The 17,598-nt window shown below is 36.8% G+C and carries 18 protein-coding genes; 3 read left to right on the top strand and 15 right to left on the bottom strand.

The window, feature by feature from the left end:
* Positions 1–93: 93 nt before the first annotated feature.
* The 6 genes from BI291_RS01800 to BI291_RS01775 form a co-directional block, all read right to left on the bottom strand.
* Positions 94–1,431, bottom strand: coding sequence for a histidine kinase sensor domain-containing protein (locus BI291_RS01800; protein ID WP_074495878.1), 1,338 nt, complete (start codon positions 1,429–1,431; stop codon positions 94–96).
* On the bottom strand, positions 1,428–2,114 hold the full coding sequence (locus BI291_RS01795; protein ID WP_074495876.1) for a response regulator transcription factor: 687 nt from the start codon (positions 2,112–2,114) through the stop codon (positions 1,428–1,430). Before BI291_RS01795 ends, BI291_RS01800 begins: the two co-directional genes overlap by 4 nt.
* Before the next feature lie 124 nt (positions 2,115–2,238).
* Positions 2,239–3,057 (bottom strand): glucosaminidase domain-containing protein, encoded by an 819-nt coding sequence (locus BI291_RS01790; RefSeq protein ID WP_074495874.1) that lies wholly within the window; start codon positions 3,055–3,057, stop codon positions 2,239–2,241.
* A gap of 22 nt (positions 3,058–3,079) precedes the next feature.
* Complete coding sequence (locus tag BI291_RS01785; RefSeq protein ID WP_074495872.1) at positions 3,080–3,868, bottom strand: hypothetical protein; 789 nt, start codon at positions 3,866–3,868, stop codon at positions 3,080–3,082.
* Between the two features lie 100 nt (positions 3,869–3,968).
* Positions 3,969–4,541 carry a DUF1415 domain-containing protein gene (locus BI291_RS01780; RefSeq protein ID WP_074495870.1) on the bottom strand — a complete coding sequence of 191 codons (573 nt, stop codon included), beginning with the start codon at positions 4,539–4,541 and terminating at the stop codon, positions 3,969–3,971.
* A complete protein-coding gene (locus BI291_RS01775; RefSeq protein ID WP_074495869.1) occupies positions 4,534–6,324 on the bottom strand; it encodes an ABC transporter ATP-binding protein/permease in 1,791 nt (596 codons plus the stop codon). Before BI291_RS01775 ends, BI291_RS01780 begins: the two co-directional genes overlap by 8 nt.
* Before the next feature lie 173 nt (positions 6,325–6,497).
* On the opposite strand from BI291_RS01775, the gene BI291_RS01770 reads away from it, so the two are divergent.
* On the top strand, positions 6,498–7,019 hold the full coding sequence (locus tag BI291_RS01770; protein ID WP_074495868.1) for a DUF2937 family protein: 522 nt from the start codon (positions 6,498–6,500) through the stop codon (positions 7,017–7,019).
* Here the strand turns inward: BI291_RS01770 and BI291_RS01765 are convergent.
* From BI291_RS01765 to BI291_RS01725, 9 genes are all read right to left on the bottom strand, one after another.
* Positions 7,016–7,441, bottom strand: a complete 426-nt coding sequence (locus BI291_RS01765) for a DUF1801 domain-containing protein (protein ID WP_074495867.1) — start codon at positions 7,439–7,441, stop codon at positions 7,016–7,018. The two genes, BI291_RS01770 and BI291_RS01765, sit on opposite strands and share 4 nt — an antisense overlap.
* Positions 7,442–7,512: 71 nt before the next feature.
* Positions 7,513–7,803, bottom strand: a complete 291-nt coding sequence (locus tag BI291_RS01760; RefSeq protein ID WP_074495866.1) for an integration host factor subunit alpha — start codon at positions 7,801–7,803, stop codon at positions 7,513–7,515.
* A 3-nt stretch (positions 7,804–7,806) separates the two neighbouring features.
* Positions 7,807–10,206 carry a phenylalanine--tRNA ligase subunit beta gene (pheT, locus tag BI291_RS01755; RefSeq protein WP_074495865.1) on the bottom strand — a complete coding sequence of 800 codons (2,400 nt, stop codon included), beginning with the start codon at positions 10,204–10,206 and terminating at the stop codon, positions 7,807–7,809.
* An 11-nt stretch (positions 10,207–10,217) separates the two neighbouring features.
* Positions 10,218–11,198: a phenylalanine--tRNA ligase subunit alpha gene (pheS, locus tag BI291_RS01750; RefSeq protein ID WP_074495864.1), complete on the bottom strand. Its 981-nt coding sequence runs from the start codon at positions 11,196–11,198 to the stop codon at positions 10,218–10,220.
* Positions 11,199–11,482: 284 nt separating this feature from the next.
* Complete coding sequence (locus BI291_RS01745) at positions 11,483–11,842, bottom strand: VOC family protein (protein ID WP_074495863.1); 360 nt, start codon at positions 11,840–11,842, stop codon at positions 11,483–11,485.
* 15 nt (positions 11,843–11,857) lie between these two features.
* Entirely contained in the window at positions 11,858–12,076 is a 219-nt protein-coding gene (locus tag BI291_RS01740) for a DUF6500 family protein (RefSeq protein WP_139302530.1), read from the bottom strand.
* A gap of 132 nt (positions 12,077–12,208) precedes the next feature.
* Complete coding sequence (locus BI291_RS01735) at positions 12,209–12,790, bottom strand: hypothetical protein (RefSeq protein WP_074495862.1); 582 nt, start codon at positions 12,788–12,790, stop codon at positions 12,209–12,211.
* A gap of 86 nt (positions 12,791–12,876) precedes the next feature.
* Complete coding sequence (locus tag BI291_RS18285) at positions 12,877–13,068, bottom strand: hypothetical protein (protein WP_139302529.1); 192 nt, start codon at positions 13,066–13,068, stop codon at positions 12,877–12,879.
* A 175-nt stretch (positions 13,069–13,243) separates the two neighbouring features.
* Positions 13,244–14,797, bottom strand: coding sequence for an HD domain-containing phosphohydrolase (locus BI291_RS01725; RefSeq protein ID WP_074495859.1), 1,554 nt, complete (start codon positions 14,795–14,797; stop codon positions 13,244–13,246).
* Positions 14,798–15,363: 566 nt separating this feature from the next.
* Between BI291_RS01725 and BI291_RS01720 the strand changes: the two genes are divergently transcribed.
* Entirely contained in the window at positions 15,364–17,088 is a 1,725-nt protein-coding gene (locus BI291_RS01720) for an acetolactate synthase 3 large subunit (protein WP_074495857.1), read from the top strand.
* Positions 17,088–17,585: an acetolactate synthase small subunit gene (ilvN, locus tag BI291_RS01715; RefSeq protein WP_074495855.1), complete on the top strand. Its 498-nt coding sequence runs from the start codon at positions 17,088–17,090 to the stop codon at positions 17,583–17,585. Before BI291_RS01720 ends, ilvN begins: the two co-directional genes overlap by 1 nt.
* Positions 17,586–17,598: the final 13 nt, after the last annotated feature.

Here is a 17,598-nt window from a genome sequence, read left to right as displayed (position 1 = left end):
TGTCATTTACAGAAAGAATAACAGCATCTTTACATTTTTTACATTTGTTGTTCAGTAAGGAATAACTTATACCCGACAATTAACAGGCACTAGTTATTTTTTTGGGATCGTAATTACCATTGCTAGACCGCCACTTTTGCGATTACTAGCAATCACTTCTCCTCTGATTGCCGATAATTGCCGCTGTGCTAGCGCTAAACCTAAGCCAAAACTATTTCCGTTACGTTCTCGTGATTTATCTACCCGGAAAAATGGTTTAAATATTGTTTTTAATAAATCCTTAGGTACTCCCGGGCCACGATCAAGAATAGCTATTTCATATTTATCGTTTTGAACGAGTAAGTTTATCTCAACGACTTTATCTTTAGGGGTATAACGAAGTGCATTACGTAATATATTTTCAATCGCTTGACCAAGTGCGCGATGATTGGAGTTTTCAATCAAGGCGGTATCAGGCAATTGACTAATGATGTTTTTATCTGGAAATTCAAATATCGCGTCTGCAATTAATACATCAAGTAAATCTATTAAATCAAGCGATTCATTTTTTAGTTTGGGGTTTTCATTTTCTATCCATGCTAGTGACAACGTATCTTCCACTAACCTTCTAATGTGCTTTGATTCTCTCGCTATACGTTTGATATTACCTGACGCTTGTTCATCATTAACTGTCGCTAAAGCAATATCTAACCTTGTTAAAGGTGTTCTTAACTCATGGGATAAATCAGCGATAAGTTGCCGTTGATTTAAAATTTGTTCTCCAATGCGACTTGCCATGTCATCGAAAGTTTTTGCTAAATCAGAAAATTCATCGTTGCGCTTTCCCATAAACTCACTTGCTCGAATGTCTAATCGCCCTTCACTGAACAGGCGTGTTGCAGACTGCAACTGTAAAAGTGGTTTCATGATATAGCGATAAAATAAAACACAGAGCAACGCTAATAAAATTGTAGGTATAATAATTTGAATGGTTAATTGAATATATCGCCAATAAGCGCCAGGCCGCATTCTCTTTGGTAGCTGTATCAAAAAATTAGCCCTAACGTTCTCAAAGGCCACTTCCATAACAGGATTGTAGTCAAGGTATAAGTGTATCTTCCAATCAACACTTCGACCAAACATTGGATCTCCTTGATACACTTCTTTAATGGGATCACCTGCAATATTCGCATAGTCAAAACTAACCACAGACACCCAAGTGTTCTCTTGCTGTTTAAGTGCTTCCAAAAACTGACTCAGCTTCGCTATATCACCCGATTTATACATTTTTTCGGCGCGTCTTCCCCAGTCAGTGATTTGCTGCCGATGCTCTAAAGCCAACATGCTCATGCCTTCTTCAGTGCGTGATGTCAGTAGATTAATAAAGTAAAAAAGCGCCACAACTCCGGTTGCAAAGATAATACACATTTTCCAGAACAGTTGACGACTCATACAAAGCTATACCCTTTACCATGACTCGTTTTTAAGCGTCCTCCAGTTCCATTTACCGTATTTAGTTTTTTACGCACACGACTTAAGTGCATATCTAAACTGCGATCATATTCACCTATACTGCGATTTAATACTTGTTGATACAAATACGCTTTACTAAGCACTTGGCCTCGGTGCAAAAATAGCTCCCACAGTAACTTAAACTCTATCGGGGTAAAGTCGAGTGTTTGTTCAGATATTGATACCGATAAGGTTCTCGCATCTAATGCTAAATTATCTTCGGCTAACGTTTTGACATCTTCGGCTGGCACATTTGAGACACTTCGTCTAAGAAGAGCTTCAATCCTTAAAATTAACTCTCTGGTATTGAACGGTTTAGCCACATAATCATCGGCACCTTGGCTAAATCCTTCTATACGCTCTTGTTCTGCTCCTTTTGCCGTTACCATAATGACGGGAACTTGAGTCGTTTTTCGTAACATTTTAAGCAAGGTCAAGCCATCTAGTACTGGCAACATAATATCTAGCAAAATTAATTGATATTGTTGACTACTCGCTTTAACTAACCCTGATTCTCCGTCATAACATTGATCTACTAAAAAGCCATTAGCCTGTATTAATTCCGTTAGTTGATTATTAAGCTCTATGTCATCTTCAATGATCAATATTTTTACTCTGCTCATTGCTCAATATTCTCTTTTATACAGATGGAAAATAGAATATAGGGGTCAGGTACAATTAACAAAATTGTACCTGACCCCTTAAATTAAAAAACCATTGGTGAGCAATGGTTTTTTATGTGTGATATTAATGAATGTACACTCTATTATGTCTAAGCATTTCGGATATTTCTAAAATATAATCAGAGCCTCGCTCTGAATAAGGTAACAAGCCTGTCACTAATAATGATGATTCTACCGGTAAGTTTTTCTCTCGAAGTTGACTGCGTATTTGACGTAGCACTTTATAAGCAGCATTTGTGTTTATATTTAACATATAATGCGCTACAGCTTTTTCAATACTGGTAAATGCTGCAACTTCATGCTTTAAACCTTCATCTCGGCTACCAGGTACCATGCCGCAACCTTTTTTATAACACCAAATCCCAAAAAAATTTAACCCGATCCGCGCAAACCTAGAGGTTCCCCAAGCCGACTCATTAGCTGCTTGAACTAATACTAATGGCGTAGGTACTATATCAACTCGTGTTAATAATAATCTTACTTTTTCCGCAATAGACAACCGCGTATTAAGTTTATATTTTAACGCTAATGCTTCTACTTTTAGCGCATGCTCATGAGATATTTCGTGTTGATAGGTCAATTGTTCTTGCCAACCAAGAAGCGACTTTCGAAGCTCAACTAAGCGGTTATTTTCTGCAACAACTGCGGGTTTAAGAAATTCAAAAAATGCAGTTTTCTTTTGTTTTATGTGTCGAAAATCAGCAAAACGCGGTAATACAACATCATGTAACGGTTGTTCACCCATTAACTCTTTATCAGGTTGTTTCGGGATTGGAATTTTTTCATCAACCTTGTATTTATCTTGCTCAAATAAAGGTTTAATTACCGCCCATAAACATAAAAGGCCAAATAGCCCAAGTATTGAGTGCTTTAAAAAACTCATGAATGATTAAACGTCCTGTCGATTAAGCTGAGAAAGTGGAATCAAGAGGGTTATCCCCTCCTTTAGCGACTGACAACTGCATACCAAATATTTCACGATATAACACCCCCTTAACATTATAAAACATAGGGGCAAGATAGGTCAGTGCGAATATAGTTATTACCCCACCAAGTAAAGAAATTGAAGTGTTAGCAAATAAAACAACCGGTAAAAAACTAGCAATGAGCAATAAAAATAAAATCAAAAATAAAGCAAAAATATTAAACCATTGATGACGTGTCGCTTTTAATGAAAGTACGATAGCTTTCATTGGCGACAAACGCTTCTCAACAACCAAGGGTAATACTAATGATAAAGCAACCATTAAGTAAATTCCCGGCAAATAGTATAGTGTCATACCTATTGCGACTATGGTTGAACAAAACAATGCACTCACTGCTACCCAACTTCCACGCTTTAAAAAGCCAAAGACTAGCTTAGGATGCGTTTTTAAGCCGACAGCATGAAAAATTCCCATCATTTCAACCCCCACTAGGAAGGGGTAAACCACCAGTGTCACGATGATATTTAATAACGCTGTTGCTTGTTGATCTTTCAGTACAGCCTCAATGCCTCCAAAGTACTGACTTACCAGTAGAGAAACAACGACACCAAGCATAAATACAAAAATCAAACCAAGGTTAATGGCGGTACGTGAACGCATAGTGTTTTCCCACGCTTCATTTAATACTGCTTTAACATCAATTGAATATTCACCTTTGACGGCTTTTTCTATATCGCCACCTACGTTAATTACCGAGCGCTCTTCCATACCAACCTATATTTACTCATCACTTTTTCACAAAATATTATGAACAGTGATGTGAACTACAAAGGTGCAATTATACCTAATTGAACACTGTTTATAAAAATTATTTCTTTTTATTGTGCACCTGTTGCAAAATATCATCTAAAACAGCTTTGAAATATTGCGTACCTTTGTTATTTGCTAACGTTATATTTTCTTCTGGGATTAATTCAGGTTGTTTATAGCTTTTTAATGCTTTTTCCATACTAGCTTCACGTAAAATATGCAAAATAGGTAATGGGGATCGATTGGTATAATGACTTGCATTTGATGGCTCTTCGCCTTCAAATGTGTAATCTGGGTGAAATGTCGCTATTTGAAAAATACCCTCGTATCCACAGTCGTTTAATAAATCATTAGCATAATCAACAAGTGCAAGAAAGTCTTCAAAGTCATTAAAACCTTGATTAAAAATTACCAGGGTTGTTTCAACTTCTGGAAGTTTTACCAGTTTCTCTACTTGTAAAATAAATGCTTCAAGTGCGGGCGTAAAACGTCTGGACTCACATACATGATATTCAATCGTTTCATTGATTAATTCTTTCTTGGCAAATGGACAAAAATTTAATGCCACTACAATCTTTTCAAGCCACAGCCTTGTTGCTTTGACGGCTTCTTCTGGAGTTAATTTATCCATCTTTACTATCACTTTTTTGTAAATGCCACATACTATAATATCTACCTTTATTATTCAGTAGCTCTTGATGGGTACCTTGTTCAATTATTTCACCTTGATGCATTACCACTATGTTGTCAGCATCAATAATAGTCGACAAACGATGTGCTATTGCTAAACTGGTATGGTCACTAGATAAGTCCTTTAAAGCGGCTAATATAGCTCGCTCTGAATGAGAGTCGAGTGAAGATGTTGCTTCATCAAACACGATAATTTTAGGTTTTTTTAAAATTGTTCTAGCAATAGCTACGCGTTGCTTTTCGCCGCCTGATAATTTTAACCCTCTTTCTCCTACTGTTGTATCAAAGCCTTTAGGAAGTTGCTCTATAAACTGGCTTAAATGGGCAAGTTCAGTAGCACGTGCTACTTGTTGATCACTCGCTGTAGGGTTTCCATAGCGAATATTTTCTCGGATAGTATCGTTAAATAGCACAGTATCTTGTGGCACTATTCCTATATTTTCACGTACTGATTGCTGAGTTACTTGTGTAATATTTTGATCATCAATAAAAATATTACCTTGTTGGCTATCATAAAAACGAAATAACAATTTCACTAACGTTGATTTTCCAGAGCCACTTTCCCCTACAATGGCAATCCTTGCTCCTGCGGGTATTTTCAATGAAAAATTTTTGATAATTGGTCTTTCGTGATGATACGAAAATCCTACATTATCGAAAATAATTTCCCCGTTGTTCAATTGTAAATTTGAAGCACCTTCACGATCAGAAACAGTTGGTTTTGCACTGAGTAAGCCAAACATTTGCTCGATATTTGCAAGTGAGCCTTTCATTTCTCGATAGACAAACCCTAAAAAATTTAATGGGATGAATAATTGCATCATAAATGCGTTAACAAGCACAAAGTCACCTAACGTCATTTCACCGTAAGTTACTTGGTGTGCAGCTAATCCCAGCATTGCTGTCATCGCTATTGAAATAATAAACGCTTGACCACCATTAAGTGCAAATAACGTTAATCTGTTTTTTATTTTTGCTTGCTCCCACATTGCTAGTTGTTTATCGTACGCCTTGGCTTCATATGCTTCGTTAGTGAAATACTTAACTGTTTCGTAGTTTAATAAACTATCAATTGCACGGGTATTACTTGAAGAGTCGGCTTTATTTGCTGCCCTGACATATTTGGTTCGCCACTCTGTCGCAAACACTGAGTACGCAATATAAAATACGATTGAAAGCAAAGTAATGAGTGCAAACCATAATCCATAATTAATTAGCAATATAGCAATGACCATGGCAATTTCGATTAATGTTGGCAATACATTAAACACCATGAAACGCATTAAAAAACTGATACCGGAAGTACCGCGATCAATATCTCTTGATAAACCACCTGTTTGACGTTCAAGATGAAAATTTAAATCCATCGCATGTAAATGTTCAAAAACTTGCAAGCCTATCCGCCTAATTGCTCGTTCAGTTACTCGACCAAATAAGGTATCTCTGATTTCTGCAAACAACACAATCGTTAAGCGTACTAGCCCATAGGCTGCCACTAAGCCAAATGGGACGATAAACAATTTATTTTCTAACTGTGAATCTAATGAATCAACGATATCTTTGAGAATAAACGGTAAATACACACTGGCCACTTTAGTTGCTATCAAACACAACAGAGCGATACCAATTCTAACTTTAAATTCAAGCAAATATGGGATCAGTGACTTTACAATGCGCCAATTAAAGTGGGTAGGTTCTTGTTCGTTATGTTGCATTCGTCTCATATTGTGCTCGTTAAGAAATTTAACAAAATCATATCTATTAGCCTAAAGGTAACAACTGTTTTCTATAACTAACTTAAACCATTCGTAAATTCTAGCTTAAGTACCGGTGACCTTTAAGACAACAAACAATCGGTGTATTATGGGGCGAAGTTTACTAAAGACAATGGGTAATAATGTCATTTATTCATCAGCTTATTGATAGGTGTTTATTTACCATAATATTTATTATGGGTATTCAGTGCCCTGCCTTTCTAACACAGTATATTCAACAACTTTCTGGACGTTTAGAAGAAGCTAAATGGCAGCTTTCACAATATCAAACCTTAGCAGACATGCATTTTAATGGTAGTTTATCTAAACTTACTGAACATTACCTTTCAAATAGCGACACCATTATTAACAAAACAGGTATGATCGTTAATGAACTAATCAATCGTCGTGATTATTTAACATTTCAATTTACCAGCTTACATAATCAACCTTATTTAGAGCAACTATGGTTTTTCAGTACAAATTTTGATGACAGTATTGTCCAGCAAACCTATACAATGTTTAGCTTATCAATTCCCTTAACAATAGAAGCGTTGTGTACAGGTTTTTTCATTGCAATACTCGTAATGAGTTTACTGAAACTATGTTTATACAGCTGTAGCTGTGTTTACCAGCGAATGTTTAAACAAGTTGAGACAAATTAAGAAGTATGATCAGGATATTTCTGTTTTATATCGATTATCGATTTTTGTAGAAATATCATTAACGCTTCCATGTCTATTTTATCTAAACGGTTGATATATAGACATGATTTTGCAGTTTTAACGTTACCAATGTCTCTAAGGTAATCTTGATAATGATCAAAGCCCTGCATGATATATAACGAAAGATTTTGCTTTCTTGGCGAAAACCCCGTGAGCATCCACTTGTTAATCCCCTTACTATTTTGATATTGGTATTGACCAAAACCAATAATGGCACTACCCCACATTACAGGTTTGTAACCTGTTAATTCTGTGAAGATAGACAACAAAGTATGGGCATCTTTTCTGCGCACTTCGTTATCAATAGTTGATAAAAAGTGATGCACATCATACTGTGTAGGCTGTGTTTTAATCTCAGTCATTAGAATACTGATACTATTTTCTTTTCATTATATAAAAGGTTACCGAAGTAACCTTTTATATAAACCTAAGGCTACCCGTTACCGTCTTCGACACGGCTTTTTAACTTTTGTCCAGGTCTAAAAGTAACAACGCGACGAGCGGAAATTGGAATATCTTCACCCGTTTTAGGATTACGCCCTGGGCGTTCACTTTTTTCGCGAAGATCAAAATTACCAAAACCAGACAATTTAACTTGCTGCCCAGCCTCTAGTGTTTCACGAATTTCTTCAAAAAATATTTCTACAATATCTTTTGCGTCACGTTTACTTAAACCCACTTTTTCAAATAAATGTTCTGCGACTTCTGCTTTGGTTAGCGCCATTGCTTAATCCCTCAGTGATGCATTTAGCTCATCTTTTAACGTTTCGACCACTCGATTTACAACATCATTGATATCTTTTTCTTCAAGAGTCTTTTCATGATCTTGTAGTATCATGGCAATAGCGAGGCTTTTAAAGCCATCATTTATTCCATTGCCTCTGTATACATCGAACAAGTTTAGATCAACTAAATAATTTCCGCCAACATTTTCAATGAGTTGTAACACTTTTTTTGCATCAACACTCTCTTCAACGATGACAGCGATATCACGTCTATTTGCCGGAAAGCGAGAAATATCGCCTGCTAGCGGGATGTTCAGTGTTGAAATTTCACTCAATAAAAGTTCAAAAACTAATGTGCGGCCATTCAAGCCTAATTTTCTTTCTAATTCAGGGTGTAAGGTACCAACATGACCAATTAGCTCACCATTTTTCAAAATAGCGGCGGTTTGTCCTGGGTGTAATGCATCATGTTGACCTCGTTCAAAGGTGTAAGCTTGGCTATTTGCAGTTCTTGCCAATAACGATTCAACGTCTGCTTTGATATCGTAAAAATCGCTAGCTGACTTTTCCATATCCCAATGTTCTTGATTGCGGTTGCCCGAAACTACACCTGCAATCATTTGCTGCTGACGAACGCCGTTTTCTACGCTTTCGTCAGGCACAAAACGTAAGCCCGTTTCAAATAAGCGTACACGTTGTTGTTGACGATTTTGATTATAAACAACCGATTGTAATAGCCCTGTCCATAAGCTTAAACGCATAACCGACATTTCAGATGAAATAGGATGCGGTAATGTCATCACCTCTTGTTCTGGATGAATAAGCTGCTGTACTTTAGGATCAACAAAGCTGTAGGTAATCGCTTCTTGATAACCTCGAGTGACTAATGTTTGACGTAAACGTTTTATTGGTAGTTGTGCTTCTTTACGATCACACATGGCTAATGTTGCTTTTGGCGACGTATTAGGAATATTGTTATAACCAAAGATACGCGCAACTTCTTCTGTTAAATCTTCTTCAATCGAAATATCAAAACGATATGTTGGTACACTTACTTGCCACGTTTTATCTGCAAAGGTAACAGTAAAACCTAACCTCGTTAAAATTTCGATAACCTGTTCGTCAGAAATATGATGACCAATACGAGAATCTAGTTTACTTCGACGAAGCGCAATTTGCTTAACCTTAGGTAGATGCTCTGAAGCTACAGCTTCAACAACAGGGCCCGCTTCACCACCAACAATATCAAGTAATAAACCTGTTGCGCGCTCCATTGCTTGGTGCTGTAATTCAGGGTCAATGCCACGCTCATAACGATGTGATGCATCTGTATGTAAACCATATTGGCGCGCTTTACCTAAAATAGCTAAAGGAGCAAAAAAAGCACTTTCTAAGAAAATATCTTTGGTGTTACCCGTAACACCAGAATGTAAACCACCAAAGATACCAGCAATGGCTAACGCTTTATTGTCATCAGCAATCACAAGTGTTTGTTCATTTAACGTGACTTCATTTTCATCCAGTGTGGTTAACTTTTCATCAAGCTTTGCATAGCGTACATCAATACCACCTTCAATGGTATCAAGATCAAAAGCATGCATAGGATGCCCTTGCTCAAGCAACACATAATTCGTGATATCAACCACCGGGTCGATAGAACGAACACCACTACGGCGAAGCTTTTCTACCATCCACAATGGTGTTTGGGCATCTACATTAATGTTTTTGATCACCCTACCTAAATATCGAGGACATGCTTGTGAAGCCGATAATGTGATTGAACGCTTGTCGTCGATTGTAGACGGAACACTGGTAATATCAGGTTCATTGACGGCTAAACTATTTAAAACACCTACTTCACGAGCTAAGCCTTTTAGCCCTAAACAATCACCACGATTAGCTGTTAAATCAACATCAATAGTGACATCATTTAAATCTAAGAAATCACGAATATCTTCACCGATAGGTGCGTCTTGTGATAACTCGAGAATACCATCACTTTCTTCTGCTAAGCCTAACTCTGACTCACTACAAAGCATACCAAATGAAGGCTGACCACGCAGTTTTGCTTTTTTAATTTTAAAATTTCCCGGTAGAACCGCACCCACCATAGCGACAGCAACTTTTAAGCCTAATCGACAGTTTTTTGCACCACAAACAATATCAATTAATTCGCCATCTTCGCTGGCGCTGCCGACATTAATTTTTGTTACTTGAAGTTTGTCAGCATCGGGGTGCTGACCACATTCAACCACTTCACCTATCACGACGCCTGAAAATTCACCGGCAACGGGTTCTACCCCATCAACTTCTAAGCCTGCCATGGTGATTTGGTGGGTCAATTCATCCGAAGATATTGTAGGGTTTACCCACTCTCGTAACCAAGATTCACTAAATTTCATGAAGAATTGCCTTACTTAAATTGTTTCAAAAATCGAAGATCGTTTTCAAAGAATGCGCGTAAATCATTCACGCCATAACGAAGCATGGTTAAGCGTTCAACGCCCATACCAAAAGCGAAGCCTGAATAGACTTCAGGATCAATACCTACAGATTTCAAGACATTAGGGTGCACCATTCCACAGCCTAAGACTTCAAGCCATTTACCATTTTTCCCCATTACATCAACTTCAGCTGAAGGTTCAGTAAAGGGAAAATAAGAAGGTCTAAAACGAATCTCTAAGTCTTCTTCAAAGAAGTGATGAAGGAAATCATGCAATACACCTTTTAAATGGGTAAACGAAACATCTTTGTCTACCATCAACCCTTCAACTTGATGAAACATTGGCGTATGGGTTTGATCATAATCATTACGGTATACTTTACCTGGTGAAATAATACGTAATGGAGGCTGTTCTTTTTCCATAGTACGAATTTGTACACCGGAAGTTTGCGTGCGTAAAACTAACTTAGGGTTAAAGTAAAATGTATCATGATCTTGACGTGCCGGATGATGCTCAGGGATATTTAACGCATCGAAGTTATGAAAGTCATCTTCAACTTCAGGGCCTTCTTTAACAGCAAAACCTAAATCACCAAAAAAGCTTTCAATACGTTCTATCGTACGCGTTACTGGGTGCAAACCACCTAACTCATTAGTGCGCCCTGGCAAAGTAACATCAATAGTTTCTGCTGCTAGCTTTTTATTAATTGCTTCAGTACGTAATAATTCACCACGAGCTGTTAACGCTTTTTGCACTTGTTGCTTCGCTTGGTTTATTACTTGACCTGCTTTTGGCTTTTCTTCTTTAGGTAACTTACCTAGTCCTTTCATTAACTCGGTAAATTGCCCTTTTTTGCCAAGAAAGCTGACACGTACCTGATCTAATTCTTCAGGTGAATTAGCAGCGGCAATAGCTTGCTCTGCTTGTAATATTATATCGTCTAAATTCATGATTTCCTCTAAAGCGGTGAGTTACACCGTTCTTTGGCTAGACTCATTGATTGTTAAAAAATAAAGGTCAAAGATTTTACACAAAAATGATCGCATAAAGTAGAGTAAAGCAGCGCTTTTTTATAAATAATTCACGATCTTGTCATGTAATTTAGTCTTGAAGGAGACTTTTTACCTAAATTTGAATGATGTTAATAGGTAAGTACCGATATTTACTGATGCTGACACGAATTACAACCAATGAGAAACACACGAACTATAGTGCGAATAGTAGCCATATTAACTTAGTTTTGACTTTCTGACCAAACAGCAAACTCATTACCACTTGGCTCAATAAAGTGAAATCGACAACCGCCTGGAAATTCAAATATTGGCTTGTTTATTGTGCCTGCATTTTCCTTAATTTTAGTCAACGTTTGGTTTATATTGCCTGTATAAAAAACCAACAATGCACCTCCGTTATCGCTATGGTTACGCTGTTCAGATAAATAAAAACCACCATCTAAACCTTGATTAGAAAATGAAGTATATTCAGGACCATAATCAACGAACTGCCAATCAAAAACCTGGGTAAAGAATTGCTTTGTGGCTTGAAGGTTACTCGCGGGGAATTCAACATAATTTAATTTTTCATGTTTGTTCATCATCTATTTCTCTGCTTATTTGCCAGATTTAACCAGTTGTTTTATTTTAATCGCTTTTTCAAAATGATCTAATTGATGGGTTTGTATCCACCAGGTAGCGACTTCCATTAATAATTTAGGATCATCATTTTTATTGGCAAAAAAAGCATAAAACGACAAGCCAACATTTTCTCCCTTGTGTGCAATTTTTTTATCACAAACAGTAATAATTTTGTCACGCATATTATTATTCACAATTTTTGGTCCTTTGATAATACATAACTGACTTAGCCTTTTCACACGCTTAAGCATACTTAAACATGAATAGTTAACAATTAAAGATATCTACTATAAATTTTTCATATTAAGCGATTTTTTAATGGTTATTTAAATACCGCTAATAATATTTGGGTCTGTTGAATATTTAACAATGAATTGTTTGAATTTACGATATCCTTCAAGGTCAAAGTTCGTAGAACATTCATTCATAAAGCCATGTAAATAATGGGATTGGATTATGTTCACCTTGTTTTTATCTGTGATCGCTAATTTAAATGCAGTGATATCAAAATGCCTTTCTTTAATTGGACAAATTACGTTTACTGTAAAGGTAGGTTCAATATCTAGAGAATGTCTAATTTGAGAGCCATAAAATAGAAACGCATTCTGAATAATCCCCTCATAATGACGGTCTGAAATTCGCCAAATTATCGATGCACCAACACTGAAGCCAATTAACTGCACATTATAATTGGTATTCAATAACACTTGGTGAAGTTTTTCAGTGTAAGCCTCTAAACCAACATGTTCAGTAAAGTATTGATATGCTTGTTGTTCATCTGCAAACGTCATTTTTTTACCATTGTAGGGATCAACAATAATCGAACTGAATGGCAGCGCATCGACAAATTTTTCTAGGGCACCTGTTCGACCAAAAATATCAGATAACACAATATGTTTATTAAACACGGGGCTATCAACCTCTATGATTTTTGAAGTATTTATCTAAAAGCACTTTTTATCTATTATACAAAAACAATTTACTTTCAATGCATTTAAGTTCCGCATTTAATGGTTTTTTCACCTGCGTGGTAAACATTATTTACAGCAACATAGACACCCGAAACTACTGCTGACGTTGGCATCGAAATAATCGAAAAAAACTCATCATTCCAAGCATAGAAGCTAGTATCGCCTTCCATTAAATTAACCACTTTAAGTGTTTTTGATCGGTAGACAGACCACATTTATATTTAGGTACATCTGCCACTTCAGGCACTACAACACAAGCTGAAGTAAACAGGCAAATACATATTATCAATAGTATGCGCATAGCAATCCCTTGTAATTTATGGGAAAATAAATTCACTAACTAAGCTGGATTAAGCAATTTTAATTACGATTAATGAAACACCATTTTTATTAGTTTTCTGGCTTGGTATCCGGAATATTCTCTTTTATTTGAGTAAATTCATCAAAGTGTTTAATAAAAATATCTACTAGCTCTGGCTGAAATTTCTTCCCTCGTTGTTCCTGCAAAAATTGTAAAATATCTTTGTTGTCCCATTGTTTTTGGTAAACACGCTTTGTACCTAAGGAATCAAATACATCTGCTATCGCCATGATCCTAGCTTCAAGCGGAATATTTTCTCCCTCTAAACCATCGGGGTAACCAGTACCATCCCAATTTTCATGATGATATTTTGCCATTCGCGCTGCAATACGTGAAATTTTCTCTTTCGAACGTTCAAGTAAATCACTCCCGACGACGGTATGGCTTTTCATTAATTGCCATTCTTGTTCATTAAGTTGATCTGGCTTTTGTAAAATATTATTAGGTATCGCCACTTTACCAATATCATGTAATGGTGCTGCTATTTTAATCGCGGCTACAAGCTTATCTTCTAAACCAAGTTTCGTTGCCACTAGTGCACAAATCTCAGCCACCCTTTTAACATGTGCACTTGCTTTCTGTGACTTACGTTCAATCGCTTCACCTACAATGCATAACAACTCTTTCTGAGTGAGTTCTAATTCATGTTGTTTTGTTAAGCTTTCTAATATCAACGCAACATTCGTGGCAAATAATTCAGCTAAGTTTGAACGAAAGTGCTCAGCATCATCTTCAAATTCAATGTACAAAACAGAAGATGCGTTAGATGACGTTTCATAGTACCCAACAAAACATTGATTTTCATAAAAATGCTTCTTCTCATCAAACGCTTTTTTGATCAAGTTTTTCACTGAATCATCAATGTCAGAGTTTTCTAAGCAGTCAGATTCGACAACATATTTTCCTGTGCAAGCAATGATCAAGTTAGTGTTTTCGTGATCAAGCTCACGTTGACTACGAGCTATGTATAAAGCAGAACTTTCAATATCCATTAAGGTTAACAAGTGATTTAGCGCAGCAGAGCCAAAAGGTTTGAATTGATTAATTCGTAATAAATCATGAGTAGATAAAATTAGTTGTTTAAAGGCATCTAAACTACGTTGGATTGTCATGATATCGCGATAAGCACGAATACCTGCATACACAGAAGTTGTCATTTTACCTGCGGTAAAATCAGTTTTTTCTTTGTAATCGTTTATATCAAACTCTTTAATTACTTTTGCTTCTGGAGCCGTACCCGCTTGGCCAGTTCGTAATATTAACCGAATCGCTTGATTACGTTTTTCTTTGCGTATCCATTCAACTAACTCTAAACCTGCATGGTCAGTTTCCATCACAACATCCACAAACGCCATACAAAAGCTATCATCATTTGCTAATACTTGTTTGGCCTCTGCAGAAGAATAAGCAGAGACAATATCTAACTTTCTTCCTTCAATATGCGCGTCACTTAACACAAGGCGGGTAATTTGATGAACAGATTCATCGTCATCAACCACAAGGATGCGCCAAAAACGCTCTTTTTTTGGCGCTGACTCAGCGGAGCTTTCTTCTATTTCTTCCTTAAAAATAAATTTAGACATTTGCTTCTCATCTACTCCGTTAGCGTTAACTTTTTTAAATATAAGTGTAGATCATATTTACGTTAAACTTATGAAAAATTGAAGATATTTATTTGTTACCTTAAAACATTACCTGACATTACCCTTTATTAGCAACGATAATTTTAAGGTATATAAAATCACACACTTAATTTTCTTTTTAATACAACTTTCATCTTAAAAGGCAATAGAGCCTGAATATTCGTAAAAACAATGATACTCTTAGCCTGCTTATAACCACACATTGCACAGCCATAACAGATCAATATATTTGAATGAGACTAATAGCTACATTTTTTGTTGACATGTAAAGTCAGTCGCCTAATATAAACACATATCATTTAAAGAATATATTATACAAAATAACAAATGAACCTAGTTAATGTACTCAATGTCGTCCTCTCAGTCGTAGTGGTTTTAAAACCAATGCGGGGTTGATATTGTGTGTAAAAACTAACGAAATATTTTCATTAAACCCTCGCTCTGAAAAGACCGGGGGTTTTTTATTTCAGTATTTTAGGAAACAACTCTTAGTAAGGGAAAATTCAATGGCAACACAAACATTTACTGGTGCTGAAATGGTCGTTAAAGCACTATCGGCACTTAAGGTAAAATATGTATTTGGCTATCCTGGCGGCTCTGTTCTCGATATATATGATGCAATATTTCAACAAGAGGACGTTGAACATATTCTTGTGAGACATGAACAAGCTGCTACCCATATGGCCGACGGCTTTTCAAGAGCGACAGGAGAAGTAGGTTACGTACTTGCAACCTCTGGCCCAGGTGCAACTAACTGTGTTACAGGGATCGCAACCGCATATATGGATTCAATCCCGATGGTTGTACTAGCAGGTCAAGTACCGACAAGCTTAATCGGTGACGACGCATTCCAAGAAACTGATATTGTTGGCTGTTCCCGGCCAATAGTGAAACATAGTTTTAACTGTCGCGACCTTGCAGAAATTCCTAATGTTATTGCTAAAGCCCATTATATTGCTAAATCTGGCCGCCCTGGCCCTGTTGTTGTTGAATTACCGAAAGATATTTTAATCCCGCAAAATAAGGCAGCTTTTAACATCGAAACTGATGTCAAACTACGTTCTTATAATCCAACTAAAAAAGGCCACCCTAAACAGATTAAAAAGGCGATAACAGCCATCACAGAAGCAAAACGTTTAGTGGTTTATTCTGGTGGCGGCATTGTATTAGCAGACGCATCAGAGCAACTTACCCGTTTAGTTGAAACGTTAAATGCTCCTTGTACTAATACCCTTATGGGGCTCGGTGGAATATCTGGCGTTCACAAAAACTTTATTGGTATGTTAGGTATGCATGGTAGCTTAGAAGCTAACAAAGCCATGGCAAATGCAGACGTAATTTTAGCCCTTGGCGCTAGGTTTGATGATCGAGTTACTAACAATGTAAAAAAATTCTGCCCTGACGCAAAAATTGTACATGTTGATATTGACCCCACATCAATTTCTAAAACTATTAATGCACACATCCCCGTAGTTGGATTAATTGATATTGTGTTAGCACAATTACAGGAAGAGTTGGAGAATATAAACTTTACTCCTGAATCGACTTCGAATGAGCAATGGTGGCAACAAATTAATGAATGGCGTTCGTTAAGTAGTATTAGCTATCAACAAAATAACGATAAAATTAAGCCTCAAAGAGTAATAGAAGCGGTTTATGAAATCACCAACGGTGAAGCTTACCTTTGCTCTGATGTTGGCCAACACCAAATGTTTGCCGCACAGTACTACCCTTTTGCCAAGCCAAGACAATGGATTAATTCTGGTGGCTTAGGCACGATGGGTTTTGGTTTGCCTGCTGCAATGGGGGTTAAATTAGCCTTTCCTGACAGTCATGTTGTTTGTATTACAGGTGATGGTTCTATTCAAATGAACATTCAAGAACTTTCAACCTGCCTTCAATACCAATTACCTGTAGTAATAGTTTCGCTAAACAATCGCTCTTTAGGTATGGTAAGGCAGTGGCAAGATATGATTTATGGTGGTCGTCACTCTTCTTCGTATATGGAATCATTACCTGATTTTGTTAAATTAGCAGAATCGTACGGTCATGTAGGCATACAAATTAATCAACTTACAGAGCTTGATGAAAAATTACGCGAGGCATTCTCAATAAAAAACCGATTAGTCTTTGTTGATATTTTAGTTGATGAACTAGAACATGTTTACCCGATGCAAATAAAACAAGGTGCTATTGATGAAATGTGGTTAAAGAAAGGAGTAAAAGCATAATGCGTCGTATTCTTGCAATATTATTGGAAAATGAACCTGGGTCTCTTTCACGCATTGTGGGCTTATTTTCACAACGCGCTTTCAACATTGAAAGCCTAACCGTTGCGCCTACTGAGGATCAAAGCCTATCAAGGATCACAATCACTACGCGTGGTGATGATCGAGTATTAGAGCAAATTGTTAAGCAGGTTAACAAACTAATTGACGTGATTAAAATTACTGACCTTACTGATCGAGAGCATGTTGAACGTGAAATTTTACTGATCAAAGTGCTTGCAATGAATGAAAAATCACGCACGGAAGTGAAACGGATCACCGATATTTTCAGAGGTTCAATTGTTGATATAGGTAAACAGGTGTATACCATTCAGCTGACAGGTGACGACAAAAAGGTTAATGCTTTTGTAAAAACTCTCGCCAACGAAACAGAAATTATTGAATCGGTAAGATCAGGAACAGTAGGTATTGCTCGGGGTGAAAAAGCACTAAAAATTTAGTGCTTCTTTTATT

This window comes from Thalassotalea sp. PP2-459, assembly GCF_001913705.1.
Classification (GTDB): Bacteria; Pseudomonadota; Gammaproteobacteria; order Enterobacterales; family Alteromonadaceae; genus Thalassotalea_C; species Thalassotalea_C hakodatensis.
Note: the sequence above shows the minus strand (reverse complement) of the source record. Positions and strands in the feature narration are given on the sequence as shown.